A 25,899-nucleotide genomic window follows, 5' to 3' on the forward strand; every position below is an offset into this window, starting at 1 on the left:
GCCCGGAGCGCTTATTTGCACGCCTCGGCGATGGTTTTGTTGGCGCGCGCCACTTCGGCTGCGCGCTGGGCGTCGTCCAGGTACGACTCCTCGCCATTCTTGTTGGTGGTGCTCACGCGCGAGCCCTGGCCGAGGTTGCGCTTGTAAGTGCGCGCGGCTTCGCAGGCAGCCTTGTTCCTGGCCTTGTCGGCCGCTGCGGTGCTGGCCTTCTTGTCCGCCTCTTCCTTGGCCTTGGCGCGCTTGCGGTAGTCCGCTTCGCGGTCGGCCAGGCTTGGCGGCACCTTGTCGTCGGCGGCGGCGGGCGTCGTGCTCGGGACGCTGATCGCAGGGGCCTCGCCGGCTTTGGCCGCGCTGCCGCCCGGCTGCTTGAGGATGTTCTTGGCCGGGATGCCCGGTGGCGGCGGACGGTCCGAGAATTGCTTGGTGCCATTGGCGTCGACCCATACGTATTGCGCGTAGGACACAGAGGCGAACAGCATCAGCGCGCCTCCGGCCAGCAGCTGCAATGTTCGTTTTCCGATAAGGTTGGCCATGTGAATCTTTCCGTTAGTAATCAATCCCCGATTTCACCGTGATTTGCCCGGCTTGTCAACGAACTTGGCGGGATTCCGGGCATTTTGAGGGCTTGACGAGACGGCGCACGGGAACTTCTGTATAATTCACTTTTGCGCCAATAGGAAAATGCTATGCGTCTACTTCAAAAAGCACTCACGTTCGATGATGTGCTGCTCGTCCCGGCTTACTCGAATGTCCTCCCAGCCGACACCTCCCTCAAGACCCGCCTGACCCGTAATATCGCCTTGAACATTCCCTTGCTGTCGGCAGCGATGGATACGGTCACCGAGGCGCGCCTTGCCATTGCCATGGCGCAGGAAGGCGGGATCGGCATCATTCACAAGAATCTGTCGCCCAAGGACCAGGCCCGCGAAGTAGCGCGCGTAAAACGTTTCGAGGCCGGCGTGCTGCGCGATCCGATCACGATCCCGCCGAGCATGAAGATCCGCGACGTGATCGCCCTGACCGAGCAGTACGGCATCAGCGGCTTCCCTGTCGTCGAAGGCAAGACCGTGGTCGGCATCATCACCAACCGCGACTTGCGCTTTGAAGAAGAACTCGACGCCGAAGCACGCGAGAAGATGACCCCGCGCGACAAGCTGGTCTATGTCAAGGAAGACGCCGACACCGCCGAAGCGAAGCGCCTGATGAACAAGCACCGCCTCGAGCGCGTGCTGGTCGTCAACGACGAATTCGAACTGCGCGGCCTGATCACCGTCAAGGATATCCAGAAGTCGCACGAGCACCCGTTCGCCTCGAAAGATGCGCAGGGCAAGCTGCTGGTCGGCGCCGCCGTCGGCGTCAGCGCCCGCGACGAAGAGCGCATCGAGCTGCTGGTCGCCGCCGGCGTGGACGTGCTGGTGGTCGACACCGCCCACGGCCATTCGCAAGGCATCCTCGACCGCGTGAAGTGGATCAAGGTGCGCTTCCCGCACGTGGACGTCATCGGCGGCAACATCGCCACGGCGGCCGCCGCGCTGGCGCTGGTTGAACACGGCGCGGACGCGGTCAAGGTCGGCATCGGCCCAGGCTCGATCTGCACCACCCGCATCGTCGCCGGCGTCGGCGTGCCGCAGATCACCGCCATTTCCAATGTGGCCGAAGCGCTGGCCGGCACCGGGGTGCCGTGCATCGCCGATGGCGGCATCCGTTTCTCGGGCGATATTTCCAAGGCACTGGCGGCGGGCGCATCGAGCGTGATGATGGGCTCCATGTTCGCCGGCACCGAAGAAGCGCCGGGCGAAGTGATCCTGTACCAGGGCCGCAGCTACAAGTCGTACCGTGGCATGGGTTCGCTGGGCGCGATGGCGGACGGCTCGGCCGACCGTTACTTCCAGGACGCGGCGGCCAAGGCCGACAAGTTCGTCCCGGAAGGCATCGAAGGCCGCGTCGCCTACAAGGGCAGCGTGCTGGCGATCATTTACCAGCTGGTCGGCGGCGTGCGCCAGTCGATGGGTTACTGCGGTTGCGCCTCCATCGACGAGCTGCGCGAAAAAGCGGAGTTTGTCGAAATCACCTCGGCCGGCATGCGCGAATCGCACGTGCACGACGTGCAGATCACCAAGGAAGCGCCGAACTACCGTTCCGGCGAATAAAGGCACACACAAGGCGGCGACCGGATCGCCGCGTTGTTCGCAGCGCGGGCGTGCGTTGCCCGCGAGCGCCGCGTAGTGACACCAATCGGCACCAATTTTGCAATTTCTCCTGGCCCTCCATGCACTCTAAAATTCTTATCCTCGATTTCGGTTCCCAAGTCACCCAGCTGATCGCCCGCCGCGTGCGCGACGCCGGTGTGTTCTCCGAAGTATTCCCGTATGACGTCAGCGACGAATTCGTGCGCAACTATGGCGCCGCCGGCGTGATCCTGTCGGGCAGCCACAGTTCCACGCTGGAAGGCGACGCCCCGCGCGCGCCACAAGCCGTGTTCGAACTCGGCGTGCCCGTGCTCGGCATTTGCTACGGCATGCAAACCATGGCGGCCCAGCTGGGCGGCAAGGTCGAAAACGGCCTGGTGCGCGAATTCGGCTACGCCGAAGTGCGCGCGCGCAGCCATACCGCGCTTCTCAACGGCATCAACGACTTCGTCACCGACGAAGGCCACGGCATGCTCAAGGTGTGGATGAGCCACGGCGACAAAGTCCTTGCCATGCCGCCCGGCTTCAAGCTGATGGGCGACACCCCGAGCTGCCCGGTGGCCGCCATGGCCGACGAGGAACGCCGCTTTTACGCGCTGCAGTTCCATCCGGAAGTGACGCACACGGCGCAGGGCAAGGCGATCATCGGGCGCTTCGTGCACGACATCTGCGGCTGCAAGTCGGAATGGAACATGCCCGACTACATCAGCGAAGCGGTGGCCAAGATCCGCGAACAGGTCGGCAGCGACGACGTCATCCTCGGCCTGTCGGGCGGGGTCGATTCGAGCGTGGCGGCGGCCCTGATCCACCGCGCCATCGGCGACCAGCTCACCTGCGTGTTCGTCGACCACGGCCTGCTGCGCCTGAACGAGGGCAAGATGGTGATGGACATGTTCGCCAAGAACCTCGGCGTCAAAGTGCTGCGCATCGATGCCGAAGACCAGTTCCTCGGTCACCTGGCCGGCGTGGCCGACCCGGAAGCGAAGCGCAAGATCATCGGACGCGAGTTCGTCGAAGTGTTCCAGGTCGAAGCGGGCAAGCTGAAGAACGCCAAGTGGCTGGCCCAGGGCACGATTTATCCGGACGTCATCGAAAGCGCCGGCAAGGGCAAGAAGGGGCAGACCATCAAGAGCCACCACAACGTGGGCGGCCTGCCGGAAACCCTGAACCTGAAACTGCTCGAACCGCTGCGCGAGCTGTTCAAGGATGAAGTGCGCAAGCTCGGCGTGGCGCTCGGCTTGCCGCACGACATGGTGTACCGCCATCCATTCCCGGGTCCGGGCCTGGGCGTGCGGATTCTTGGTGAAGTGAAGAAAGAGTTTGCCGACCTGCTGCGCCAGGCCGACGCGATCTTCATCGAAGAACTGCGCAATACCCCGTGCGAGCTGCCGGCGCTGGAAAGCATCGACGCCGGCGCGGCGCCGAAGAACTGGTACGAAGCGACCAGCCAGGCGTTCGCCGTGTTCCTGCCGGTGAAATCGGTGGGCGTGATGGGCGACGGCCGCACCTACGAGTACGTGGTGGCGCTGCGCGCGGTGCAAACGCTCGACTTCATGACGGCGCAGTGGGCGCACTTGCCGCACAGCTTGCTGGGCAAAGTTTCCAACAGGATCATCAATGAAGTGCGCGGAATCAATCGCGTGGTTTATGATATTTCCGGCAAGCCACCAGCGACCATCGAGTGGGAATGATGATGTCGTGCCCGGGCCGGCAGGCGCGGGCACTAAACGCGTACTAAGCCAGTAAGGAGCCTCTGATTCCAGGGCTTTTTTTCGCCTGGATGGCAGGGGTCGGCAGTAGAAGGCGGGGTCGCCGCTTCCCCTGTCGGCCGCTCGCCGGCTACAAGAATGCCAGCTCGGCCTGGCCTGAATGGGGCGCTGCGTCGTGTTCGCCGCCGTGCGCGTGGCGCCGGTCGTCCTTGAATTGGTAGGGTGGCAGGGCGCCGCTGGCGCGCCAGATGCCGGGAAGATGGGCTGAACTGGCCGTCAGGTCCGGCAGCAGCAGCGCGGTGGCGTGGCACACGACGTCATAGCACTCGCAGACATGCGCGTGCAAGCCGCTACGGCTGAGAACGGTGACATGGCCGCGGCGCCAGCGGATGATGCCCCGTTCCTGCAGCCAGCGGGCGGCATCGGTCACGCCTTCGCGGCGCACCCCGATGATGCCGCCGATTTCCTCCTGCGTTGCGGCCAGCTCGTTCGATGATGAGCGATCGAGCATTTGCAGCAAATAGCGGCACAGGCGCTGCTTGGTGCTGTGGTGGCTGTTGCATGCCGCCAGCTGCGAGACCTGCATCAGGCGTGCCTGGGCATAGCGCAGCAGCAGGCGCAGCAAGGGCCCCTTGTGGTAGAACTCCGCCATCAGTCGTGCCGCGCTGAGCCGGTAGGCGTAGCCGCTGGTCTGCACGACGGCGCGACCGGCGGACCTGTCGCCGCCCATGAATAATGGGACGCCGAGCATGCCTTCATTGCCGACCCGGTTGATTTCCGACGTGCCGCCGTTTTCCAGCAGATAGTCGATCGACATGGTTGCTGTGACCGGGAAATAGGCGTAGACCATTTTGCCGTCCACCTGGTACAGCACATCGCCGCGCTCGAGGGCGATCAGTTCCAGAAAGGGCGACAAGCGGTGATACTCGGCGCGCTCGAGTTCGGCCAGAAGGCGATTTTTGGCCGGACTCAGTATGGTAAGCATGGACAATGTTCCTGATATGTGGCGCACGCGAGCGTGCGCAGACCATCAGCTTGTGCTTGTGTGTTCAATACGTCCGTGCGCTGGCGCACATTCATGATCGCGCCAACGCCCTGGCAAGGGTCCCTTGCGCGCCGGTCCCGGCGGGCGGGAGCCGCCCCGGCGCGCCCGCGTTCAGTCCGCGATCAGTTTGAACTCCTTGAGCAGATCGCTGATTTCCGTTCCCTCCAGCTTTCTCAGGAAATACTCGCGCAGGAAGGCCGGCCCCGGAATGTCGAGCTGCTTGCCATCGCGCAGTGGCGTCACCGCCCCCAGCAAGGTGCGGATGTCATAGGTCGAATTGAACACTTCCGGCACCCCGCGCTCGACATCGAGCAGGGTGTAGACCGCCTCCATCGCCGTGCGCACCGAGTATTCGGTGGTGAAAATGCAGTCGCGCTCGCGGGTCTGGGCAAACTGGCCGATGAAGGCGAAGTTGGCGGCGCCCGCCGGCACGATGGCGGGACGGTCGCCGGCCTGACGCGGCATGAAGAAGGCGGTGATGTAGGGCATCATGACCGGCACCGTGCTGGCGGCCGTGGCAGCGAGCTCGGCAATATCCTCGACCGGTACGCCCAGGTGGTACAGCCATTCCTGGGTGATTTCTTCGCCGCTGCAATCTTGCATGGGCTTTTTGACGTAGTCGCCCGGCACGTCGACGAACAGCGCGTACAGCCAGCCGACCAGCTGGTGTTTCGGCTGCTGCTTGAAGTGCGGCTGGCGGCTCATGGTCCAGCTCATCAGCCAAGCCGAATCCTTGACCGTGACGATCCCGGCGGTGACAACCTTGCCGCTGAACGGATCGCGCTTGGCGATTTTCTCGATGTAGGGAGGAATGCGCGCATCGAGCGTGGTGATGGTGGCCGATTCCCACTTGGTCTGGGCGATGTGCGCGCCGAACACGTCGGGCCGGCCGAACGCCCCATCCTTTGCCGCGATGCGCCGCCACAAGTCCCAGGCCGGCGCCGGCCCCTCATTGAGCCTGGCTGGCGTATGGTGGTCGCCATTGTCGGAATTTTCCGTCAGGGAACCGATGGTAACGAAAAGCAGGTCATCGGCGCCGAGGTCGACGCCGCCGGCGACGCCGTGTTCGCGCCAGTCGATCCTGCTTGCCTGCTTGCGCCCGGGCGCGATGTCGAACTGTACATCGGTGACCTCGACGCCGTAACGGAAAACGACGCCGTGTTCGTGCAGCCATTTCACCAGCGGCAGCACCATCGATTCGTACTGGTTGTAGCGGTTGAATTTAAGCGAAGAAAAATCGGCAAGACCGCCGATATGATGGATGAAGCGGTGCAGATACAGTTTCATTTCGAGGGCGGAATGCCACTCCTCGAACGCGAACATGGTGCGCCAGTACAGCCAGAAATTGCTTGACAGGAAATCCGCGCCGAACACCTCGTCGATGCGCTTGTTTTCCATGGATTCATGACTGGCCAGGAACACCGAGAGCAGGTTCTTTTGTGCCCGTTCATTCAAGGTCAGCAGCGCCTTGTCGGCCACATCGCCGCCGCAGTCCTGCGTTACCCGCTGCAGCGACACATTCGGATCGTCCTTGTCGAGACGATAGAACTCGTCGAGGACACTGGCACCTTCGATCTCGAGCGAGGGAATCGAGCGGTACAGATCCCACAGGCATTCGAAATGTTGTTCCATTTCCCGTCCGCCGCGGATGACGAAGCCCTTCTCGGGCACCTTCAGGCCATCGAGCGCGCCGCCCGCGATGTCTTGCTGTTCGAGGATGGTGATGCGTTGACCGGCCACGCCCGCGTCGCGGATCAGGAAGGCGGCGCCGGCCAGGCTGGCCAGCCCCGAGCCGACGAACCACGCCGACTTGTTGTCGGCGCCTGCGGCCTTGCGCGGACGTACAAAGGCTTCATAATTTCCGCTGCTGTAATGCATGTCTGTTCCCTTGTCGTGTTGTTTGCACTGCCGGCCAAGCGACGCTTGCCGGACAGGCTGCGCTGATCGCGCCTGTGCGCCACGCCTTCGATCGCACAAGGCGCGGCGGTGTCGCCAGAGCTTGCGCGTAGCCAGTCGGGCTGTCAGTGTGTTTGCGCGCTTTCGACCCGGTATTTTTCGCGCGCGGCCGTTTTTCGCCGGGAAAAGCGGCCAAAGCGCGGCGCACACACAGCCATCGCGATCGCGGGCGTACAATCGTCGCGTCCCCCGCACCTTGCCCGGCCATGTCGTCGAGCCGACTGGCCCCCGGTTCCCCCGACCTTCGACGCCTTTGCGTCAAGGAAATCCATTCAAGGCAATCTATCTAAGGAGTAATTAATGTTGCAAACCATGCAGGCCGCTTTCGTCGAGCAATATGGACAAGCACTGGTGTTGAGGGAAGTGGCCATTCCCGTACCCGGGCCCGGCCAGATCCTGGTCAAGACAGAGGCGTGCGGCGTTTGCCATACCGACCTGCACGCCGCCAGCGGCGACTGGCCGATCAAGCCTGCGCTGCCGTTTATTCCGGGGCACGAGGGCATCGGCATCGTCACCGCACTCGGTGCGGGCGTTACAAAGGTCAAAGAAGGCGACCGGGTCGGCGTGCCCTGGCTATACTCGGCATGCGGGCACTGCGAATACTGTCTTGCCGGGCATGAGCCGGTATGCGCCGACGCCCAGTTTGGCGGCTTCAGCAAAAACGGCGGCTTCGCCGAGTACATCGTGGCCGATCCGAATTATGTGGCGCATATCCCGGCGGGCCTGGCGGCGCGCGACGCGGCGCCGCTGATCTGCGCCGGTGTCACCTCCTACAAGGGCATCAAGGAAACGCAGGCCCGGCCAGGGCAGTGGATCGTCATTTCCGGCATCGGCGGTTTGGGACACCTTGCGGTGCAGTATGCCAAGGCCATGGGTTTGCGCGTCTGCGCGGTCGATATCGATGAAGGCAAGCTGGCGCACGCGGCACGGCTGGGCGCCGACGCGATGGTCGATGCGCGCAAAGCCGACGCCATCGACATGGTGAAAAGCGTGACCGGCGGCGGCGCGCACGGCGTGCTGGTCACGGCGCCTTCGCTGGTGGCGTTCCGGCAGGGCGTCGGCATGACGCGCAAGTTCGGCACGTGCGTGTTGGTCGGTTTGCCTGCGGGGGAATTTCCGACGCCGCTGTTCGATGTGGTGGCCAACTGCATTACGATCCGCGGCTCGTTTGTCGGCAGCCGGCTCGACATGGCCGAGGCGCTGGCCTTTGCGCTGGACGGCAAGGTCAAGGCCGATATCGAGTTGCAGCCACTGTCGGCCATCAATGACGTTTTTGACCGCCTCAAGCGCGGCGACGTGCCGTCGCGTGTCGTACTCGACTTCGGCGCCTGACGTCGATGACGTCCTCGTCGCTAGGTCCGCTGCGGCTCAGGTAGACCTGGCGCTGGCTATTGGCGAAGCAGATCTTGTAAGCGCGGAAGACGTCGCTGCCGAGCACCACGTCCGGTTCGCCGGCATGGCGGCCGTAGGTGGCGCGGATCGGCAGGTCGACGTTTTTCATGCTATCTTCGCCCACGGCGATGCTGGCAAAGAGCGAGCTCCAGAAGCCATCCGGGGCGGTGGTCTTGACACCCGCTTTGGCGGCGGCATTGCCGGTGATGCTGCTGTGGGGGCCCGGAACGGCAGTTCGGTCCTGGACTGCGTCGTCTCTGAATACGCGGACCTCAGCGTCGGGTCAGTACGCCCGCCAGCTGGCTGGCCTTGCCCGATACAAGGCAGTGCAGCGGGTTGCCGGGCTGCGGATCGAGTTTGACTTTGCCGCTATTTTTTTGCACTGCGACCAAGGTGCCGACGCAGTAGTTTGGCCCGGGAATGCCTGCGACATAGGTGGCGTAATTGGCCTTGTTATTGGTGGCGCTGGTGCAGTTGGCGCTCAGGTTGGTAATGGTATCGTCCTGGGACAGTTCGGCGCCTTTTTTGAAAGCGTCGGCCGAACACGTCCCTCCACGAATGACGAGACCGTCGGCCATGCTTGGGCCCGCCGCCATCACGCACAGTGCGAATGCCAGCGCCCGCTTGTTGAAAAACGTGTGCGTGCGCGAATTGTCTTCAAAAGAATGTTGAGCTTGAATGTCGTGCTGTTTGGTATTCATGATATTCCTCTATGTGATCAGAATGCTCCGTGAAAGCGGAGGCGGGCGGCCCAGTGTCGTATTCATGTGACGGTAGTTCTCTTGCAATAAATCGATCAACATCCTTGCGTTACAGCGTGCATTTACGCTAGCGCATCAGGTAAGGTTCCATTGGCGCATGATCGCGATCAGCTTGGGACCATACTCGGGGTCCGTCGCATAGCCCAGTTGATGCAAGCCCTCAGCCCAGACATGCGGGTCGCTTGAATTGAACAGCGTGTGGTAGCGCGGGTTGGCGGTCAAGAACGTCGCGTGCGCATCGAGCGACTGCTGAAAGCTGTCGTAGGCCGCGAAGTTGCATTCCTTGCGTTCGGAAACGCCTTTGACTACTTCGTGCGTCCAGATCGTCACGTACCGCTGCTGCGGATGCGACTTGATGCCGAACAGGTTGTAGCTGTAGATCCCGCTGTTGATGTCAGTCGGTACGCTGCGTCCGTAGCTCGTTTCGAGGATGGCTTGCGCCGTCGTGAGCGCAGCCGGGACGCGGGTCGTGGCTTGACTGGCGCGGGCGTCCGCATAGGTTGCCGTGACAAACGAGATTTTCAAGGCGTGCTCGGTGGCCGGACCACACACGCCATCTGGCGCGACACCCAACAGCGATTGGAGTTGCGTTACTTTGGCGCCACGGCTGCCTGGCTGCAAACCGGCAGCCAGGCGTCCAATGGTCGACCAGCATGGCGTTGCGCCGGGGTCGGGCGCCACAGGGGTGTTTGCGTTATTGATCATGGAAGGCTCCTTGCGAATCGAAAAGTACGCCGCTGCCGCTGGCGCGTTGTAAAAACGAGGACGGCGCGGGCGCGTCGGGGTCAACTACAATATCGCCGCCAGTGAGGGAACCAGCTTGGCGATCGCCATCGCGGATTGCCCCAAGGAGGTAATCCGCGTACCGAGCTCGGCCTGCTGCATATTGTGTTCGGTGGCTTCCTCGAGGAGGCGAACCAGGTCGGCATGGGCGGCCGTCCCGCCACCGTCGGGAATGGCATCGGCAATGTCGTCCAGGGACAGGGATGAGACGTTCTTCAAATGCTTGTCGTTGCCATCGCCATTCTCGAACGCCGCTTGATCCTGGGCCAAGCTGTCTTCCAGGGCATGCCGGAAATCGTCGTTATCACTCATGCGTTGCTCCTAATGTGCCGTGCCAAGTTGCATTAACATTTCGAATTGATGGACGATGTTGCTCACGTCGTTTCGTCCGTTGGCTATTTCCTTGTGGGCGTCCTTGTGCAGGGTGTCGATCTTTTCAGACACCTCGGCGAGCGACCTGGACGCCTCTGCCTGCCGGGCCGCAGGCACCATGTTCTTCAGCACCTTGTCCTGTTCATTTTCCAGCTTCGCGAGGGACGATAAATAGGCGGTGACAGCGGTATTGGCCTGCAGCATATGTTCGTACGACTCGGTGATCCTGGTGGTGACGAGCCTTTGCTGTTCGCGTATCGGCCCCAGATTTTTCTTGCGAAAATCTTCGATGTTATTTCGGACCGCAATCAAATACACCTTGAGAAAATCAAGGTCGGCCTGGCGATCCTGGTCGACACCCATCGGACTTGCCGATCGGCCTGTCGCGCTCGCGATTTTCGGGTATTGCTTCCAGGTGGCGTTGAGTTGATGGGGGGCATAGACGTCATCGACGAAACGGTTGGCGTCGGCCTCGACCCTGGCGTAATACAGCGCGACCAGTTTCAGATGGGCGCGCTGCGTCTGCATCAGGTCTTGTCCCAATGCGGTGGACAATTGCGCCGATTGCGTGGGGACTTCGGCACAGCCGGCGAGCGATAAGCTCAACAGCAGAATCGGCAACAAGTTCATTCAACCTCCCCCTTATCAAAAAGTCGTTCGGAAACTTAGGAATTCTTGAGGACAGTACGTATTCTCTGTATTGCTGCCTGGACTTTGGCCGGATCGCCGCTGGCGTCGCGCAGATCCGGCAAGATGTTCTCGACGGCCGCCCGCGTGTCGGCCTGTGTCGCCGTCATCTTTGCCTGCGCCTGGTCGCTGCCATCACCGCGTATCGTCGCCAGCATGACTTCGACGATGCGTTGCATGATCGATTCAACGGCTTCCGCGGCATAACCTCCCAGGATCGCCAACACGCCTGAAGAGCTGAGCGCAATGCCCGGGACCGCCTCCAGCGCTTGTTTCAATGCCGGGCCCAGGGCAGTTGCCAGGATCACGCCGCCGATCACCCCCGTAATGAAGCGCGCGATGTAGACCGCGTTATACCTGGGATCGTAGGAACGCTTGACCAGGTAAGGTTGCGTTTTGACCAGCACATAGAATGCCGCGCCCAATGCCGCGCCGGAAAAAATATGCAACGCCAACAACACCATGCCATCGAAGCCGACGCTGTTCATGGGTGCGCTCCTTTGGCGTCGCCCTGCGCCGTGTCAGCCGCACCGGGGCCGGCCGTGGCCAGTAAATGCGCGGTTGTCATGAACAGCAGCGCGCAGACGACGGCCACCAGCGCCGCGCCCTTGACCACCAGCGGTACCCCGCCCATCAGTCGATGCTTGCCAGGCGACGGTTCCGACACCGCCAGCGTGAGCGCGGTGGCCGGGGTGATCAAGGCCGACAGCTCCTGGTGCACCATCAGCAGCAGCACATGCGCATTGACCGGTCCGGGCGTCGTCCGGCCGGCATCGGCGCCCCCGGCGTCGGCTGCGCCGGACCAGGGCGCCACCAGGGCCTGGGCGACGTCGGACACCGGCTCCATGCGCTTGTCTACCAGGATGGAGTCGAGCTTCGCGATATCGTTGACCAGTTGCTCAACGAGCAGCATGCCGTTCTTGCTGGCGTAGCGCAACATGCGTCGGCAGTCGCATACCAGGTCTGGCGTGGCGACATTGAGGGTGTCCATGTTTGTGGCTGGGAACGGGTCCGGCAGTGCCTGCGGGAGCGATTTTCCGGTGTCCTGCTGAAGCGCGCTTTCGGTCATCATGATCGATCCTTGGGCAATGGCGGGCGTGGGTGGCGGCACATGTCGCGCCGCCACTTGAAGTCAGGTTCCACGATAACTTTTTCATTGCGCCGGCATCAGTATCTGAAGGTAACAGTTACGGTAGCGGCGCCTCTGGCGCAACACGGATGCTCAGACCGCTCGCACTTGACGGGCGGAAAAGTAATCCTGCAATTCGCAGCACACGGCCGTGGCTAGTTGTTCCTGTAAAAGAAGCGTGGCCGAGGCGTGACGATCAAACTGCCTGGACCACGTGATACTGCCATTGCACAGGTCGAGCAGGCGAAAACTGGCGCGCATCCGGTCGTTTTCGAAACGCACGCTGCCTTCTATTCGATAGTGCAGATGCGGACGTGGCTGCCCATGCGCGGCGTGCGTGCCCGGCATGGACTGTACAAACATGTCGTGCTGGACCACGCTGCTGCCAAATTGCTGGTACATGCGGTCAGACAGTTCTTCGCTCAGCCCGAGAGAAAAGTAGCGCGCCGATGCGTCGGTCGCGATCGACTGCACGGGGCCGATGGCCAGCGTGTAGCATGTTTTTGCCGCCCCGGCGTGGCTCCCGGCGCGCTCGATTGCCGGAGCATAGCTGCCCAGTGGCACCGAAAAAATCACGTCCGCATGGGCGCCTTCAAGTGCGTAGTAAGCTTGCAAGCGGTTGCGCAAGCGGCCCACTTGCACCCGCACGATGGGATCGTCGGCGGGATCGTAGCGCGCCGGATCGCGGTCGAACACGTCGATCCCGATAATGACTTCCTTGAAGCTCTGCGCCGGGCACGCCATGCGACGCTCGACGAGAAACCGCAGCAGGCGGCGCATGCGATGGGCCTTGACGAATTGTGCGCTGGCCAATAGCCGGCCCAGCGCGGCTTCAATTTCCGCGCCCTCGATGGGGCGCTCCATGACGTCACGCTCCTTGTCGTCAAGGTTGAACAAGGGCGCGCCGGGCGCCAACCCGGACATGGTAATTTGCTCGCTGATGATCGCTTCCATGGGTGCCTGCTTTCATGTTGGGGAAATAGCTGGTTCGGGACGGCGCTTTGTTCTGTCATTGGCAGGACAACAATACCGCGCGGCATCGTTATCAACGACCACGCCCGATATCACCCGATCACACCCTATAACGGCATCCCGTGAAGGGACGCGATTGCGTCGCCGCGTCGTCAAACTTGTCCGCCGCCACGGTGTGTTGTCGCAGGCCTGGCCCGGTATCGTGCATGCCAGCCAGATCGATCAGCAACAATTGCCGCTGTAACTGTGCGGAGTCGCCGATGCGTCGTTGCTCGTTCTTGTGTGTTACCTGGCGCAGCAGCGCGCCCAGCGGATGCCCCTCAAGTTGCACCGGTATGGGGATCAGCTCGTCGCTGATTTGCTGTTCAATAATGTGTCGCATGCTGCGGCCGGACACGATGGCCTGGCCACTCAGGCATTCGAGCAGCACCAGGCCCCACGCATAGATGTCGACACTCGGGGTCGGGGCCGCGCCGCGTAATTGTTCCGGTGCGCTGTAGGCCGGCGAGCACGCGGTGCGTGCGTCGGACTGCGAGAAGGGATCGACGGGAAGCCGGACGGCACTGCCAAAATCGATGATTTTTGCGCGCCGTAACGCCGGCGTGAGCGGATCAGCCGGCAGCAACATGATATTGTGCGGCTTGATGTCGCAATGGACGATCCCTTGCGCATGCAGATAGACGAGCGCCGCCAGCACCTGGGCCATTAACGACACCGCGGAGCGGCCATCCATGCCACCGCGCAGCAACAGGCGCTCGCGCAGCGTCTCGCCGGGCAGATATTCGAAGACGGCGAACACTTGGCCGTCGGCGGTCTCGCCCCAATCATGCAAGATGGCGAGGTTGGGGTGGCATAGCCCGGCGCCCAGTGTGATTTCGTGGCGCAGGTGGCGGATTTGCTGCAGTGGCGTGGCGCCATTGCCGGATGGGTATGCTGGTTTGGGCGGGTGGATCAATTTGATGGCCACCGTGTCCAGCGTGTCGAGTCGCAAGGCCTTGAACACGGCGCCGTAGCCGCCACGGCCGAGCAATGTCACTAACCGGTAGCGATGACGCGCACTGTCGAAAGTGGTGGTTTGCAGGCGGCGCTCGCTTGGGATCAATTTTTCCGATATCGGTGCCGTTAAATATATTGACTGTACAAGCGCGGACGCCGCCGCTCAATCACGCAGACTGATCGTCAATCAGCGTGGATGACCAGGTGTGTAGGCCGATGGCAGGGTGGCATGGGGCAAGCGCCGGCCGGCGCGGCAGCGTGCATGGGGACCTGATGCGGCTGCGGAGGCCCGGTGTCGGGCATGGAGCAACAACGCGCATGATGGGGCGGTGGCCTCAACCCGGCAGCACTATGCGCCCTGGCTCGGCGTGCGCAGGAATGGGGCGGCGACGTCAGCGCGCGGCGCTGGCGTGCGTGGCGGACTGCGCATGCGTCCTGCTGGGATCAAAGACGGCTTCCAGGCGAGCTCCCACGCGAATCTCGAAAGCGAAATTTCCAAATCGCAATTCACCACGGCGGCGTTCGATGAAATTGACCAGCGTCGGGTCCGCGCTCACGGCGTCGCTGATCTGGTGTCGGGCGCGGTGCAACTGCATGTTGAGGTGCTTGGTGTCGATGCGCAGCATATCGGCTAATTGCCCGGCGCCGAGCCAGCCCTGGCTGTAGCGATCGAAACCGCGCTGCGCGTCGAACACGCGTTGCCGCGCCAGGATCAACAAGCCGTAATGGTGGCTGCGCTCGCCCAGGTCGACGAGCGATGGGCCGAGCGCGAGCCGCAACTGAACATGCTCTTCATTCTGGCTGACGGTGAACGTGAACTTGATGACGCCCCCCCGGGTGTTGCGCAGCACAGCGAGGGGCGCAGTCGCCTCGATCGGCGTGCAGGCGAAATAGTGCCAGGTCTGCTGATTGACGCACACGGTATCGCCATCGTTGAGCAGATGGCAGCCGTCGGCATCTTCATGCAGCCATTGGCCGTGTTGATCCTGATAGACTGCCGCTTCGGGCGAATGCTGGTCCGGCAATAAATGCAGCCCCGTCAGTGCGATGGCTGGCTGGGCTGGATCGGACGGCAGCAAGAGCGGGAGCGGCGGATCGAGATCGAGCACGCGCCACTGCCTGGCGGCGCCGGCGAAGCGAATGGTGTCGCCGGGCGCCAGCACATGCCCGGCGCGCGCGCCGACGGCTTGTCCATTGATGTAAGTGCCGTTGCGGCTGTGGTCGCACAATAGCCAGTTGCAGCCATCCCAGCGTATCGAAGCGTGCACTTGCGACACGTCCGTGCTGTCGACCAAGGTGTCGACCTTGTTTTGATGACGCCCAAATACATGCAAGGAGCGCAAATGGAGGCACTCTTGGGTGTGTTGTCCTTGTAGTTTAGCCATGCCCGCTTCTGTCAAAGCAATTTGACGTCAAGCAAGTCAAATTGCTAAATCAAAATACTGCGCAAGTCACTATGCACGCATAGCCGCAGCGCCAGCTCACCGAGCAATCTGCAAAATTCCCCGTCGAAATCGACCGCAGCATTACGCAACTTGCAACTACGATTATATCTCCGGGGCGATGATTTGATGTCAAGTATTCATCTTTATCCATTATGCATGCGCGCACGCCAGGCGGACGGTCACGACGAAGGCCCACGGTCCGCGCCGACGTGCGGCATGTAACATGCGCGGCGTTACCGTAGTGATACTTATTTCTTTTCACTCCACATCGTATCGTCTGTTGCGCGCGTGCCGAAACGCCCGTGTCTCCCTGCGCGGCCGATGTTCGTCGCCGCTCCATACCGCCAGCAATGGTGCTTCAACTACGAGGAGTTTTCCATGCCTATCACCACCAGTTCTACCGACCTCATTCTCGCCGGCCACGGCAGTTATGAAGGGGGCGCCGACAATTTCGTCATGCCTCCCAACGTGGATTTTTACTTGTTGCAGCCCGTAGGAACGGGTTTGACCGACGGCCCGGCGCTGGCGCTGGTCGGCAACAAGCCGATCGACCGGCTGGTATTGAGGACCTCGATCACGGCGGTGACGGACTTGCAGCCGATGGGCATGCCGAAGGTCTTCAAAGCAGGCGAAATGGCGCCCAACCTGGTGCTGCACGACTTGGCCGACTTGAAGACACTGATACAGGCCGCCATACCCAAGGGCGCGACCAACGTCATCATGGTCGGCAAGGATACCAAACTGCAGGACTTGCTCAAAACCGACGCGGTGCAGAAACTGATCAAAGCCAATACGGCCAGGCAGCCGGGTAGCAAGACGCGTGTTTTTTGGGCTGCGTGCGCCAACCAGGGCACCAATCCCGATGCCGGCTCGTTTGTATGGAGTAACGCTAACGCCGTGGCCCATGCGGCAGTCGCTTACGTCAAGAGCCTGAAGCCAACTGCACCCAATTATGACAAGGCAATCAAGGCGGCCGGTGCGGCGCTGGATGCTGCGAAAAAAGATCCACTCAACAGTGCCGCAGCGGTCAAGGCGGCCAAGGTCTTTGACGCGGCAACGGCGGACGTCCTGAAAGCGCTGTGAAGCCGGTCTTGGCGCACGTTGCGCCAGGCGCTGGCAGTAGGGCAGGGAACGCCCGCTCAGCGGGCGCTTCCTGCCCGCCATTGCGCGCTACACCTGGCGTGTGCTGATCGAGTAGCCCAGGTTCTCGCCGATGAAGTCGACGGCATTGAACATGTTGAGCTGGTTGTCCAGCGGTGAACCACGTACCACGACGATATCCTGCTGCGCGATGAGCGCGCCGTTTTGGCTGGCTATCAGTTTGAAGCCGTTGAGGTAAATGTCGCTGTCGTTGCCGTAGTCTTGCCACTGCGATTCAGAGGGCGCGAGCGTAAATTGCTTGGTGCCAGCCAGATTGTTCGGGTTGTCACTGTGGCGGATCTGCAGTGTGACCGCCAGTGCGTAGGCGCTTTGATTGGTGAACAGCTTTCTTCCTGCCATGATTACTCTCCTTTACTGTCGTTGGTGTGTCCGGGCCGGCGCTTACGCGTCATCTGTGCACGCATCGATCATGCTTTGCTTGATCCACAAGCTCGGCACAGTGCAATCGGTCGAAAAATTGCCGTGACGTTCGGTGCCATCGTCGTGCACGACGCGCATCTGGTAGGGGTGCTCATTGGCCGCACCCTGGCCCAGGATGATGTCGCGGATCGGGCGTTCCAGGCGGACGGTCGCCTTTGGCGTGGCGGGGTCGAGCAGCACCGGTTTGTTGCCGGCAAATGTCAATGCGATTTCAAGCAGCTCCGGATGGTCCTTGAACACGGCAGGCACGGTATTGATGTTGAAGTCGGTGGCATAGGTGTTGCTGGTGGAGACATCCAGAATATCATCGAGGAAGCTGGTTCGATTGCCCGCCGCCAAGCGGCCGTTGAAGTCGATCCGGTCGGCATACCTGCCGGCCGACAGTTCGATGTCGGCCCAGCCGCGAAACAGTGTCTTCTCGGGAGCGTCGCTACAGATCGCCGCCCACAGGGCGCGGAACTGGGTCAGGTTCAAGTCAAGCTGATTGCTCAATCCCTGGGCCAGATTGACGTCGGCCTGCGGCTGCACCATCAGATTGCCGCGGTCGCTGCTCGCTTCACTATTGGGCAGGTACTGGCTGAACGTCTTTTTGACATCGTGGCCATCCTCGATACTGATCATCTGCACCGGCACGCCCAGCCTCTCTTGCAGCGCGCGCGCGGCCTGGTCTATCCTGGTGGGCTCGACCACGGGATTGCCGAAATAGCGGAAGCTGGCGCGGGTTTGCTCGATCGACGTCGCGCCTTCGGGCACGGAAAATTGCAGCAGTGAGATGGTGGGTTCGCCGGTGGGGCCGCGCGCGAATTCAAACCGGTCCGGCAGGAAAAACACGTGCGTGTGCTCGCGGTTGTCCTGGTAATAGTTATACGCCCGTCCATTCCAGCTCACTTGCCACTGCAGGTAGCCGGGCAGCGGCGGCACCCCCACCGATGCGCTGTAGACGCAGGCCAACAGCAGATACTGGCGCGGAAAATCGGGATCGGTGTCGCTGGCCATCTGAAAATAGGTGGACGCCGCGTCGAATGGAATACCGCCAAACAGGTCCAGCAAACCCGTTCGCACCGCGTCGTCAGCCCAATTGCGCTCGATGAAAGCGCTGCTTTGCGGCGCGGCCACGAGCACGGTGTGCAGCACTTCGACGGCCACGTTCGGCGTGGCGTCGAACAGGGCGGTGCGCACCAGGTCGCGCTGTGCACCGGCCAGTTGCACCGATAACTGCAGCATGGCGCCCTGGGGCGTGACGCGCAGCGGGAAGCGCGCCCCACTGGCCGGCAGCACCAGCGTGAAGGCGGCGCCGTCCATGAGCGGCGCGGCGCCATTGCGCTCGCCGGTGAGGTCGTCGGGCATGCCCGCTTCAAGAAACAGGGTCAGCGTGCCATCCGCGCCCAGGGTGGTCGCAAACGCCTCGTGGCCGCCCTGTTGTTGGGCGGCTGGACGGTAGCTCGGCAGGTAGAAGCTGGCGCCGGCCGCGTCGCTCAGCGTGACGGGCGCGGTGAGGTCGGCCGACAGGTTGGTCAGGGCGGCGCCGAGATCGGATTTCGCCGCGCGTCCCCGTTGTACGGTGATCGATGACATGGTTAACATTTGCACTAGCTCCTTTGGTTAAGTACAGATTGCGGAAAGTGGCGCGCAGCGCGAACCGGCAGCGATGTGTCGCACTGTCGGCCTGCGAGCTTCGCCGCACGGGCCATGCGGTGGCTTGCTTGGGCTGACGCCGGTGCTTGGGATACATGGACATCGGGTGGCGGACTGACGGAAATCTGCCATCCGGGCGGCGCCCGCTCGCCGACGGAAAACGTGATCATGTTGTGGAACCCGGCGCCCGCATGAGGCCGCGCGAGCGGCGCACTGAGCGCGTCGTAGAGGCCCAGGTCCAGCCCGCGCTGGCCGGCCACGGCGAGCACCTGCTGGCGCACCCAGGCTTCGCCGCCGGCCAGGTCGGCGGCAAACGCGAGCAGCGAGAACTCCGCTTCCCGCCCGTCCGGCAAGACCGAGTAGCTGAAACCGTACTGGGCTTGCGGCAAGCCGTCCGCGCTGCGCCCGCGCCGGAAATCGAAGCGCCCCACCAGCGCGGCGAGTTCATCGCGCAAGTGCGCCAGGCCGACGTGCGCGAGCAGCTCACGCAGGCAATCGAAGCTCAGCTCGCGGCTGCCGAGCTCGAAGTAAAATTCGCAGCGCTGCGAGCCGGGGGCCGCGCCGAGCATGACCAGTTGGGCGTGCGGCGCCGCCGCCAACGGCGCCGGCCCCAGATACTGCCGCAGCAAGGTCATGGCGGCGTCGTGCGGACCGGCCGGCACTTCCGCATAAATCTTGTAGCGGGTAGGCTCAGGCTTTCGCTGGCCTGGGGCGCGCGGCTGGCGCGCCGCCAGCCATGCGCCCCAGGCCAAGGTGGCATGGCGCTGCAACGCCGGGAAAGAGCGCGCCACGCCATCCCAGTCCGCATCAAGGCCCAGTTCGGTCAGCAAGGCGTCGACGATGGCCAGCCGTGACCCCGGCGCGCTGGCGCGCCCGCCGACTTCCATGGTGTAGCGCAAGTCGCGGCACGCCGTGCTGAAACTAAATTCCAGCGGCGCCTCGTTCTGGTTAAGGCAATCTCCCACCCATGCGCCGCCGCCGCAGGCCGCGGCGGCGGCGCCTGTGACGCGCGCAAATTCGCGCCCCGCGCCGGGGTCGCGCGCGGCAATGATGGCGCGCGCCCGTTGCACCCCGGCGTGTGCCTGGCGGGCCGCCGCCAGGCTCGTCATGAGATCGCACCCGTGGCGGCGCGGATCGTCGCGCTCTGGCCGCCCTTGACGGTGCCGCGGGCCGTGGCGCCCGACGCGTAAACGATTTCGTACTGCGCTTCGAGCGTGCGTTTTTGCGCGATGGACTTCATCGCCGGAACGATGCGCGGGACTCTCGTCTGCCCGGCGTCCAGTGAAAACTGGTCTTCCCATACGACGCCGCCATCGTCATACGTCAAGGTGACATCGACGCTGTCATCGTCGAAACGGGCATTGAAATAGACCGGAATATGTTCGGCGTATTGGTCGAGCACGATGATATGTTTGTCCTGCATCGGCAGCGGCCCGTAGGCGAACAGCGTTTTGTTGCCCTTGGACAGTTCGACCCGGTAGCTGACGGCCTCGGCGCGGAACTTGGCGTCGCTGCGGATGCGCAACACTTGCGGCGCTTCCTTCCCTTTCTGAATGACGACGCGCTTGTCGCCATTCCACTTTTTGCTCGACAGGATGACCAGCGCCTGCTCGGCGTCGTTCCAGACGAAGTCGGCACGCAGTTCGATGTTGATGGTCAGGAATTCCGCCACCGACTCCGCCATGGCGACGACCACGCCCGTTTCAGTGACGCCGGTCAAGGTGTATTGGTAGGTATCGCTGTCCCAGCCGGCGTCGGGCGCGAACACGAAGTCGGCGCTGTATTCGACGCCGGCGCTGCCATTGCCGTCGTATTGGAATGGAAATGGATTGCTTCCGCTGGTCTGGCCGCCATTGATGCTCAGGCTGTATGGCGCCTGCTTGCCCTTCGGGCTACCGACCGGATAGCGCGCCTCCACGTTCAGCGTTTGCAGGCCCAGCCTGGCCTGGCTGTCGGCGCTCGGGACCGACAGGGCGACGTTGTAGCGTCGCCCGAACGGGTCCTGGGCGCGATTGAGCTCGGTGATGTGCTCGCCGGCCTGCTCGTCCGGCCCCAGCCCGACTAGCGCCTGCGGCAACACGACCATGGTTGTCGCGTTTTGTTCTGAGTACAGGAAGTCGATCGAGTTGACCTGGCTGCCGTGGTAGTAAGAGGCGCGGATATTCACTTTCGGTATCATCAGCGTCGCCGCCTTGACGATTTCCTTGACGGCCGCCGCCGACTGCTCGCTCTTTTCCGGACTGTCGGCCTCGCCGGCCGTGTCTTGTTCGACCTTGTCGGCGGCCGCCACCTCGGTCGCTTTCGAACGCTGCACGGCTTCGTCGACCTTCGGTTCGTCTTTCAAGGGACTCCAGGCGTTCGGGTCGTTGCCGAGCTGGACTTCAAAAAAGTTCTTGAGCACGTAGTCGAGCAAGAGCTGGCGCGCCCACTTGAGGCCCTCGAGCTCGGCATCGCCTTTGCCCGTGTAGTTCACGACCTCGATCTTCAGGTCGGTGTTTTGCATGATTTTCTGCCAGCGGGCGTTGATGCCCAGGTCGAGCACGAACGCTTCGAGCGGAATCTGGGTGCCGATGCTGGCCTGGAAATCCTCGATCGTCTTCTTGAACTCGCCCGTGACCTTGAACGACACGGACGGCCGCATGGCAAGAAATTCCAGGCGGTACACTGCGGCGATGTGCTGGCCTTTGCTCTGCAGCGCTGCCTTCATGGCCGCCGCCAGCTTGCCTTCCTTCCTGAAGGTGACCGAGCACACGGCGGCGTTGTCGCCCACCAGCGAGGAGGAGCCCGCACGCCACACCAGTTGCTCCGCGCTTTGATAGACCACGGTGTCGTCCTTGCTGGCATCGGCAGCCTGCGCCGCCATCGGCCCGAGCACGGAAAAATTGACGCTGCCCGTTTGGTAGGGCACGGTGGAGAGGCGGATGCTGGCGCGATCTGTTCCCGCTGGCAAGTCCAGCTGCGCCTTGATCTTGTCCAGCGTGGCTTGCGGCACGCTGGTGTTGACCTCGAAATTGAGGAAGCCGGTGCCGTCGGTGTCGTTTTCAGAGTCGGTGTACCAGAAGTACGACAGCACGCTCTTGCCGGCCCGCTGCGCCAGTGCGATCGTGCCCGGGATATACCAGAACTGGGTCGGCGAGGCGTGGTCCGGGTAGACGTCGACGCCGTCGACGGTGAGCTTGTTCTTGTCAATGTAAATCATGCGCTTCTCCGGTGGGTTAAGGGTTAAGGGACTGCTGGTGCTTGCGGGAAAATCACTTCGAGGGCGCTTGACGTCGTCAATATCTGCGCCGAGGCGGCGTCGGCGGCGTCGCGCAAGCGCCACCGAAAGCTCAGCGTTTTGTCGAACGCGTACCAATAGATAAATTCGCGCTGCGGCTGCGCCGGCGTCAGGGATAGCTTGCCGTCGGCCCACAACTGCGCTTTGTCGGCAGCGCCGGCGATGACCACCTCGATCGCACTCGTGCCTTGCCAGTGGTACCCTGCGGCGACCCGAAAGGTCACCCTGCGCCGGCGCAGGGGATTCAAGAAAATGGCGGCCCCGGCTGGCTGGCCGGGGACGCTGAACTTCGCGCCCAGGCGCGGGGTATAGGTGGCGGTATAGCCCACGGCGTCGAGGTCGACCCTGGTTGGCGCAAACGCATCGATCGCCAGCGCCGCCGTGGTTTTGTCGATGTCCAGCACGGCCGGCGTGCAGACCAGCGCGGCCGGCCCGTTCAGTTCCAGCCGCACCGAGTGCACCAGCTCCCACGGAAAATCGTCGGCCACGCTGGCGAGGTACTGGCGATAGGTGTACCAGAGCGCCGGCACAACGTCGAGATAGGCCTGGCCGGGCACGATGGCGATGGCGCCCGACTGGCATGGCGCGGCGTCGGCCGTCGCACCAGCGCCAAAGTACAGCGTGCAGTCGTAGGTGGTGGGCGCGGTGTTTCCCGGCGCACGCGTGAGCTGCAGCGTCGCCGCGTCGCTCGGCTGGGTAAAGCCGAAAACGTTCGTGTCCCTGGCCGACGGCGCCGGCGTAATGCGCACGTCGGCGCGCTGCAGTGGGCGGCCGCCGAAGCGGTCGTGGCAGCGCACCGTCAATGACTGGATGAAGCTGGCGCTGGTGGACAGTTCGATGTCGGGGCGCTGCGCCAGCGCCTCGGCCAGGCCGCCCGGCGCGCCCTGCAGCACCGCCGTGCGCGCCACCACGCCCGTGACCTGCATATCGGTGTCGAGCCGCCTGGACATGTTTTGCACGTCGTGCACGGTGGCGCAGTCAAAACCGACGAGCCAGTTTCCGCTGCTCGCTTCGGGCGCCGGGGCAAAGCGCGGCAGCGGCGTCAGGATGCTTTGCAGGCTCCTGAGGAAGGCGTCGCGCAAGCCGGGCGGCGCGTCGCCACCGCTCTGGTTGACCGACTCCACGCGCAGCACGCCGTCCTGGCGCAGCTGTTCGAAGGTGTCGGTCTTTTCGACGCTGATGACGACGAAGTTGGCCGAACACTTTTTTTGCACCCAGTCGCGGAATTTCGATTCGTCGAAGTGAATCGTCGCGCCATACATGGGTCGCAAGGCCGCGTACGAAAGCGAGTAGACGATCTGGACGGGCGCCGCCGCCGGCGTGCCGGCGCTCCCCCTGAGCAACACATACTGATCGGTCGTCAAGCCGATCGCCAGCGCGGCCGAATTCTGGCCGAGCAGCGGCGGCGTGGCGCTCACGGCGCCGCCGCCGATGATGGCGGCGGCCACCGTGCCGTCGCTCCAGGCGATGGGCTGGAATTGCAGGTCGGCGCCCGGGTGGCGCGCCGCCAGTTCGCGCTCCATATTGTCCATCTCTACCGGGTCGGGCTGCAGATCGACCACGAACGACAGCATGCCGGCGAGGCCGTCGATAGGCCGGTCGTAATGGACCAGGGTGAGCTGGTAGTTGCCATCGTCGCCGCGTGCGATGGCGGGGCGGGTCGCGGCATAGTAGAACAGCGTGGGGAGCGCGGCATCGCGGTACACCAGCATGCCGCGCGCCGTTTCCAGGTCCACTTTTTGGTCGTCTGCAAGCATCGCTCAGCCTTCCCGCGCGCCGCGCGTGATCAAAACGAATCGACCCGGTCGGAATACACGGTGATGCTCAGTTGCTGCTCGACGGGATCGATCTTGCCTGCGGCCAGATCGGTCAGATCGGTGGTGCCGGTCTTGGTCGTCACGCGCGCTTTGACGATGCGCAAGGCGCATGCCTTGCCGCTGTCGGCCGGCACCTTCCACACCACCTGGCCGCCATCCTTGGCGCTGTCGAGTTGTATCGCCTGGCTGAAGGTGCGATCCGCATCGCTGCTGCGGAAGATGTATTCCACCCGTAGTTGCGCCTTGAGCACATCGGGGGCGAGTTGAAAAGCGATCGGGTTGACCATGTCGCCGAGCGGGGAGGCGAAGGTGATCTCGCCCTGGCCGTTTTTCAGCGTCACCGGCGTGGCCTTGCCCACGACGGATGCCCCGGCCGTCAGGTTCAAGGTCAGTTGATAGCTGAGCTGCTGATCCATGGCCTGGCCGAAGGCCTGGCTGATCAAGGCCGGCGTCTGGTCGCGGCTGAGCGCCACGCTCTTTTGCCAGTCGCCATACGTCAGCACCACGTGGGCGCTGCTGATCACATCCCATGGCAAGTCGACCGCGTTGAGTTTGACGCTGAGCACGCCGATGTCGATGCCCGAGAAGTCAAGATAGTTATTTCCGCTCTGGCTCGCGGCCGATGCCTTGTACGCCGGCGTGCCGTCGGAATACGCCACCAGGTAGCTGTAGCGCACGTGCGTGTCCTTGCTGGTCTTGCCGAACGTGCCTTTGTATTTTTTGCTGACCGGCTGCGGCTCGGACGTCCGGAATTCGATGCTGGAGACATCAGTGCCGGTCTCGTCGCGCAGTTTTTGCCCCGCGTAAGTGAGCTCCGTCACCACAAAACGGTCGACCATGCGGTTTTTCAGGCCGGCCACGTCGGGCGCCGCTACAGCGAGGTCGACCTTGACGTAAGGGACGGCGTTCAGATCGATCACCTGGAACAGCTGCTTAGTGTCGCCCTTCACCAGGCCATTAAGCTTGGGCAACAGCGCCTGCGGATTCTTGGGCAGCGAGATGGCCTGGGTCAGCGTCATCACCCGGTTCTGCTCCATCTGCTGGTTGATCTGGCGCGCGCCGTTCACGTCCAGGTCGTTAAGGCTGACGTCGGGCAGCTTGGCCTTGAGCATGTCCTCAAGTTGCTTGCCGGCCCATTCGGTCAGCAGCTTTTGCACGCTGTCTTTGTCGTCTTTCGAGGCAACGGCAGGCAACACAATGTCGGTGCAACTGTTGACCGCATCGTTGTACTCCTTGCCGCGTACCACGTCCTCGCTGTAAGTCCGGCCCCACGAGCCGTTTCTGACCTGGGTTTCGATGTCGAGCTTGGCGATGACGTCGTGTTTGAGCGTCACGGTGGCCTTGGCCTCCGGCAGCATGCCGTCGAACGCCACCTGGTAGGTCACGCTGATGACGCTGCTGCCGCCTTTGCTTTTGTCGTAGCCGGCCGGTTTCGGGCTGCTGTCGTCGAGTTCCCAGCCGCCGAGCGCCTGCCAGAACAGGGCCGCGCCCGCCTCTTTGAGGTTGAACGTGACCACGGCCGCATTGCTGTTGAACAGCGACGGGGTGGTTTTCAGCAGGCCCGAAGTATAGGCCGGGTCGGATGCGGCATACGCTTGCGGGGTGTTGAATGCCTGCACCAGCACGGTTCCCGAGGTATACGGGACGGGCTTGATCTGGATGTTAATGTCGGGCAAGAACTGCGCCCAATCGTCGCTTTTTTTGTTCCATACGGCCTTTTTCTGGTCCGCCGCAGCAGCGGTCAAACCGAGTTCCACTTTCAGCGCCGCCGCCTTCGCCACGCTTGCCGCGTCCGAAGCGTCCATCGCGACGCACAATTCCAAGGTCTTCCTGGCGATGTTGGAGGTGCTTTGGTCGCCCTTGATGGCATTGAGCAATATTGCCGTCACCTTAGGATCATCCACGTTCGGCATGGGCAGGCCGACCGTCATGCTGCAAATGCCGCCAGTCATGTCGGCGCCAAAAAACCAGGTCAAGTTAAAGCTTGGAGCGCCCTGCCCATCCGGCAAGAACGTCGGTTTCTCGGCCATGGCATAAAACACGTTCTTGTCTTCGCTGTCCGGGTACAGGATATAGTCATTGAAGGTATTCTCGAAATCCCCGGGAACCTGTTTGACTGTGACTGCTGGCGAAATTGTTAACATGCGCTACTC

Annotated in this window: 23 protein-coding genes; 4 read left to right on the top strand and 19 right to left on the bottom strand. The window is 62.8% G+C overall.

Annotated elements, in window-relative coordinates:
- Nucleotides 1–11 precede the first annotated feature (11 nt).
- Nucleotides 12–533: a DUF4124 domain-containing protein gene (locus F2P46_RS00075; protein ID WP_166884103.1), complete on the bottom strand. Its 522-nt coding sequence runs from the start codon at nucleotides 531–533 to the stop codon at nucleotides 12–14.
- A 153-nt stretch (nucleotides 534–686) separates the two neighbouring features.
- Here F2P46_RS00075 and guaB point away from each other — a divergent pair, with 153 nt between their 5' ends.
- Nucleotides 687–2,150 carry an IMP dehydrogenase gene (guaB, locus tag F2P46_RS00080; protein WP_166884105.1) on the top strand — a complete coding sequence of 488 codons (1,464 nt, stop codon included), beginning with the start codon at nucleotides 687–689 and terminating at the stop codon, nucleotides 2,148–2,150.
- 119 nt (nucleotides 2,151–2,269) lie between these two features.
- Nucleotides 2,270–3,880, top strand: a complete 1,611-nt coding sequence (guaA, locus tag F2P46_RS00085) for a glutamine-hydrolyzing GMP synthase (RefSeq protein WP_166884107.1) — start codon at nucleotides 2,270–2,272, stop codon at nucleotides 3,878–3,880.
- A gap of 148 nt (nucleotides 3,881–4,028) precedes the next feature.
- On the opposite strand, the gene F2P46_RS00090 is transcribed toward guaA, so the two are convergent.
- Both F2P46_RS00090 and F2P46_RS00095 read right to left on the bottom strand, forming a co-directional pair.
- Nucleotides 4,029–4,883, bottom strand: a complete 855-nt coding sequence (locus tag F2P46_RS00090) for a Crp/Fnr family transcriptional regulator (RefSeq protein ID WP_166884108.1) — start codon at nucleotides 4,881–4,883, stop codon at nucleotides 4,029–4,031.
- A gap of 171 nt (nucleotides 4,884–5,054) precedes the next feature.
- Complete coding sequence (locus F2P46_RS00095; protein WP_166884110.1) at nucleotides 5,055–6,821, bottom strand: oleate hydratase; 1,767 nt, start codon at nucleotides 6,819–6,821, stop codon at nucleotides 5,055–5,057.
- A gap of 378 nt (nucleotides 6,822–7,199) precedes the next feature.
- Here F2P46_RS00095 and F2P46_RS00100 point away from each other — a divergent pair, with 378 nt between their 5' ends.
- Nucleotides 7,200–8,231, top strand: coding sequence for a zinc-dependent alcohol dehydrogenase (locus F2P46_RS00100; RefSeq protein WP_166884111.1), 1,032 nt, complete (start codon nucleotides 7,200–7,202; stop codon nucleotides 8,229–8,231).
- Here F2P46_RS00100 and F2P46_RS00105 read toward each other — a convergent pair.
- The 10 genes from F2P46_RS00105 to F2P46_RS00150 all read right to left on the bottom strand — a co-directional run bounded on the left by F2P46_RS00105 (nucleotide 8,182) and on the right by F2P46_RS00150 (nucleotide 15,376).
- Complete coding sequence (locus tag F2P46_RS00105) at nucleotides 8,182–8,400, bottom strand: hypothetical protein (protein WP_166884113.1); 219 nt, start codon at nucleotides 8,398–8,400, stop codon at nucleotides 8,182–8,184. The genes F2P46_RS00100 and F2P46_RS00105 overlap by 50 nt on opposite strands.
- 163 nt (nucleotides 8,401–8,563) lie before the next feature.
- Complete coding sequence (locus tag F2P46_RS00110) at nucleotides 8,564–8,992, bottom strand: hypothetical protein (protein ID WP_166884114.1); 429 nt, start codon at nucleotides 8,990–8,992, stop codon at nucleotides 8,564–8,566.
- 135 nt (nucleotides 8,993–9,127) lie between these two features.
- Nucleotides 9,128–9,757, bottom strand: a complete 630-nt coding sequence (locus F2P46_RS00115) for a glucosaminidase domain-containing protein (RefSeq protein WP_166884116.1) — start codon at nucleotides 9,755–9,757, stop codon at nucleotides 9,128–9,130.
- Nucleotides 9,758–9,841: 84 nt separating this feature from the next.
- Nucleotides 9,842–10,147, bottom strand: coding sequence for a hypothetical protein (locus tag F2P46_RS00120; RefSeq protein WP_166884117.1), 306 nt, complete (start codon nucleotides 10,145–10,147; stop codon nucleotides 9,842–9,844).
- A gap of 9 nt (nucleotides 10,148–10,156) precedes the next feature.
- Nucleotides 10,157–10,837, bottom strand: coding sequence for a hypothetical protein (locus F2P46_RS00125; protein WP_166884119.1), 681 nt, complete (start codon nucleotides 10,835–10,837; stop codon nucleotides 10,157–10,159).
- 35 nt (nucleotides 10,838–10,872) lie between these two features.
- On the bottom strand, nucleotides 10,873–11,382 hold the full coding sequence (locus F2P46_RS00130; RefSeq protein WP_166884121.1) for a hypothetical protein: 510 nt from the start codon (nucleotides 11,380–11,382) through the stop codon (nucleotides 10,873–10,875).
- Nucleotides 11,379–11,966 carry a hypothetical protein gene (locus F2P46_RS00135; protein ID WP_166884122.1) on the bottom strand — a complete coding sequence of 196 codons (588 nt, stop codon included), beginning with the start codon at nucleotides 11,964–11,966 and terminating at the stop codon, nucleotides 11,379–11,381. The genes F2P46_RS00130 and F2P46_RS00135 overlap by 4 nt, the downstream gene beginning before the upstream one ends.
- A 150-nt stretch (nucleotides 11,967–12,116) precedes the next feature.
- A complete protein-coding gene (locus F2P46_RS00140; RefSeq protein WP_166884124.1) occupies nucleotides 12,117–12,977 on the bottom strand; it encodes a hypothetical protein in 861 nt (286 codons plus the stop codon).
- A 118-nt stretch (nucleotides 12,978–13,095) separates the two neighbouring features.
- Entirely contained in the window at nucleotides 13,096–14,097 is a 1,002-nt protein-coding gene (locus tag F2P46_RS00145) for a serine/threonine-protein kinase (RefSeq protein ID WP_166884125.1), read from the bottom strand.
- A gap of 286 nt (nucleotides 14,098–14,383) precedes the next feature.
- Nucleotides 14,384–15,376 (bottom strand): FHA domain-containing protein, encoded by a 993-nt coding sequence (locus F2P46_RS00150; protein ID WP_166884127.1) that lies wholly within the window; start codon nucleotides 15,374–15,376, stop codon nucleotides 14,384–14,386.
- A gap of 381 nt (nucleotides 15,377–15,757) precedes the next feature.
- Here F2P46_RS00150 and F2P46_RS00155 point away from each other — a divergent pair, with 381 nt between their 5' ends.
- Nucleotides 15,758–16,519: a putative adhesin gene (locus F2P46_RS00155; protein WP_166884128.1), complete on the top strand. Its 762-nt coding sequence runs from the start codon at nucleotides 15,758–15,760 to the stop codon at nucleotides 16,517–16,519.
- 87 nt (nucleotides 16,520–16,606) lie between these two features.
- Here F2P46_RS00155 and F2P46_RS00160 read toward each other — a convergent pair whose 3' ends face one another.
- From F2P46_RS00160 to F2P46_RS00185, 6 genes are read right to left on the bottom strand one after another with little or no spacing between them, the layout of a single operon-like run.
- Nucleotides 16,607–16,936: a hypothetical protein gene (locus F2P46_RS00160; RefSeq protein ID WP_166884130.1), complete on the bottom strand. Its 330-nt coding sequence runs from the start codon at nucleotides 16,934–16,936 to the stop codon at nucleotides 16,607–16,609.
- A 42-nt stretch (nucleotides 16,937–16,978) separates the two neighbouring features.
- Nucleotides 16,979–18,601 carry a hypothetical protein gene (locus F2P46_RS00165; RefSeq protein ID WP_166884131.1) on the bottom strand — a complete coding sequence of 541 codons (1,623 nt, stop codon included), beginning with the start codon at nucleotides 18,599–18,601 and terminating at the stop codon, nucleotides 16,979–16,981.
- Nucleotides 18,602–18,606: 5 nt separating this feature from the next.
- A complete protein-coding gene (locus F2P46_RS00170) occupies nucleotides 18,607–19,761 on the bottom strand; it encodes a hypothetical protein (protein WP_166884133.1) in 1,155 nt (384 codons plus the stop codon).
- Complete coding sequence (locus tag F2P46_RS00175; RefSeq protein ID WP_166884135.1) at nucleotides 19,758–21,851, bottom strand: hypothetical protein; 2,094 nt, start codon at nucleotides 21,849–21,851, stop codon at nucleotides 19,758–19,760. The genes F2P46_RS00170 and F2P46_RS00175 overlap by 4 nt, the downstream gene beginning before the upstream one ends.
- A 23-nt stretch (nucleotides 21,852–21,874) precedes the next feature.
- Nucleotides 21,875–23,686 carry a hypothetical protein gene (locus F2P46_RS00180; protein WP_166884137.1) on the bottom strand — a complete coding sequence of 604 codons (1,812 nt, stop codon included), beginning with the start codon at nucleotides 23,684–23,686 and terminating at the stop codon, nucleotides 21,875–21,877.
- 29 nt (nucleotides 23,687–23,715) lie between these two features.
- Nucleotides 23,716–25,890, bottom strand: coding sequence for a hypothetical protein (locus tag F2P46_RS00185; protein WP_166884139.1), 2,175 nt, complete (start codon nucleotides 25,888–25,890; stop codon nucleotides 23,716–23,718).
- Between the last annotated feature and the right edge of the window lie 9 nt (nucleotides 25,891–25,899).

This window comes from Massilia sp. CCM 8734 (assembly GCF_011682155.1).
Lineage (GTDB): Bacteria > Pseudomonadota > Gammaproteobacteria > Burkholderiales > Burkholderiaceae_D > Telluria_A > Telluria_A rubra.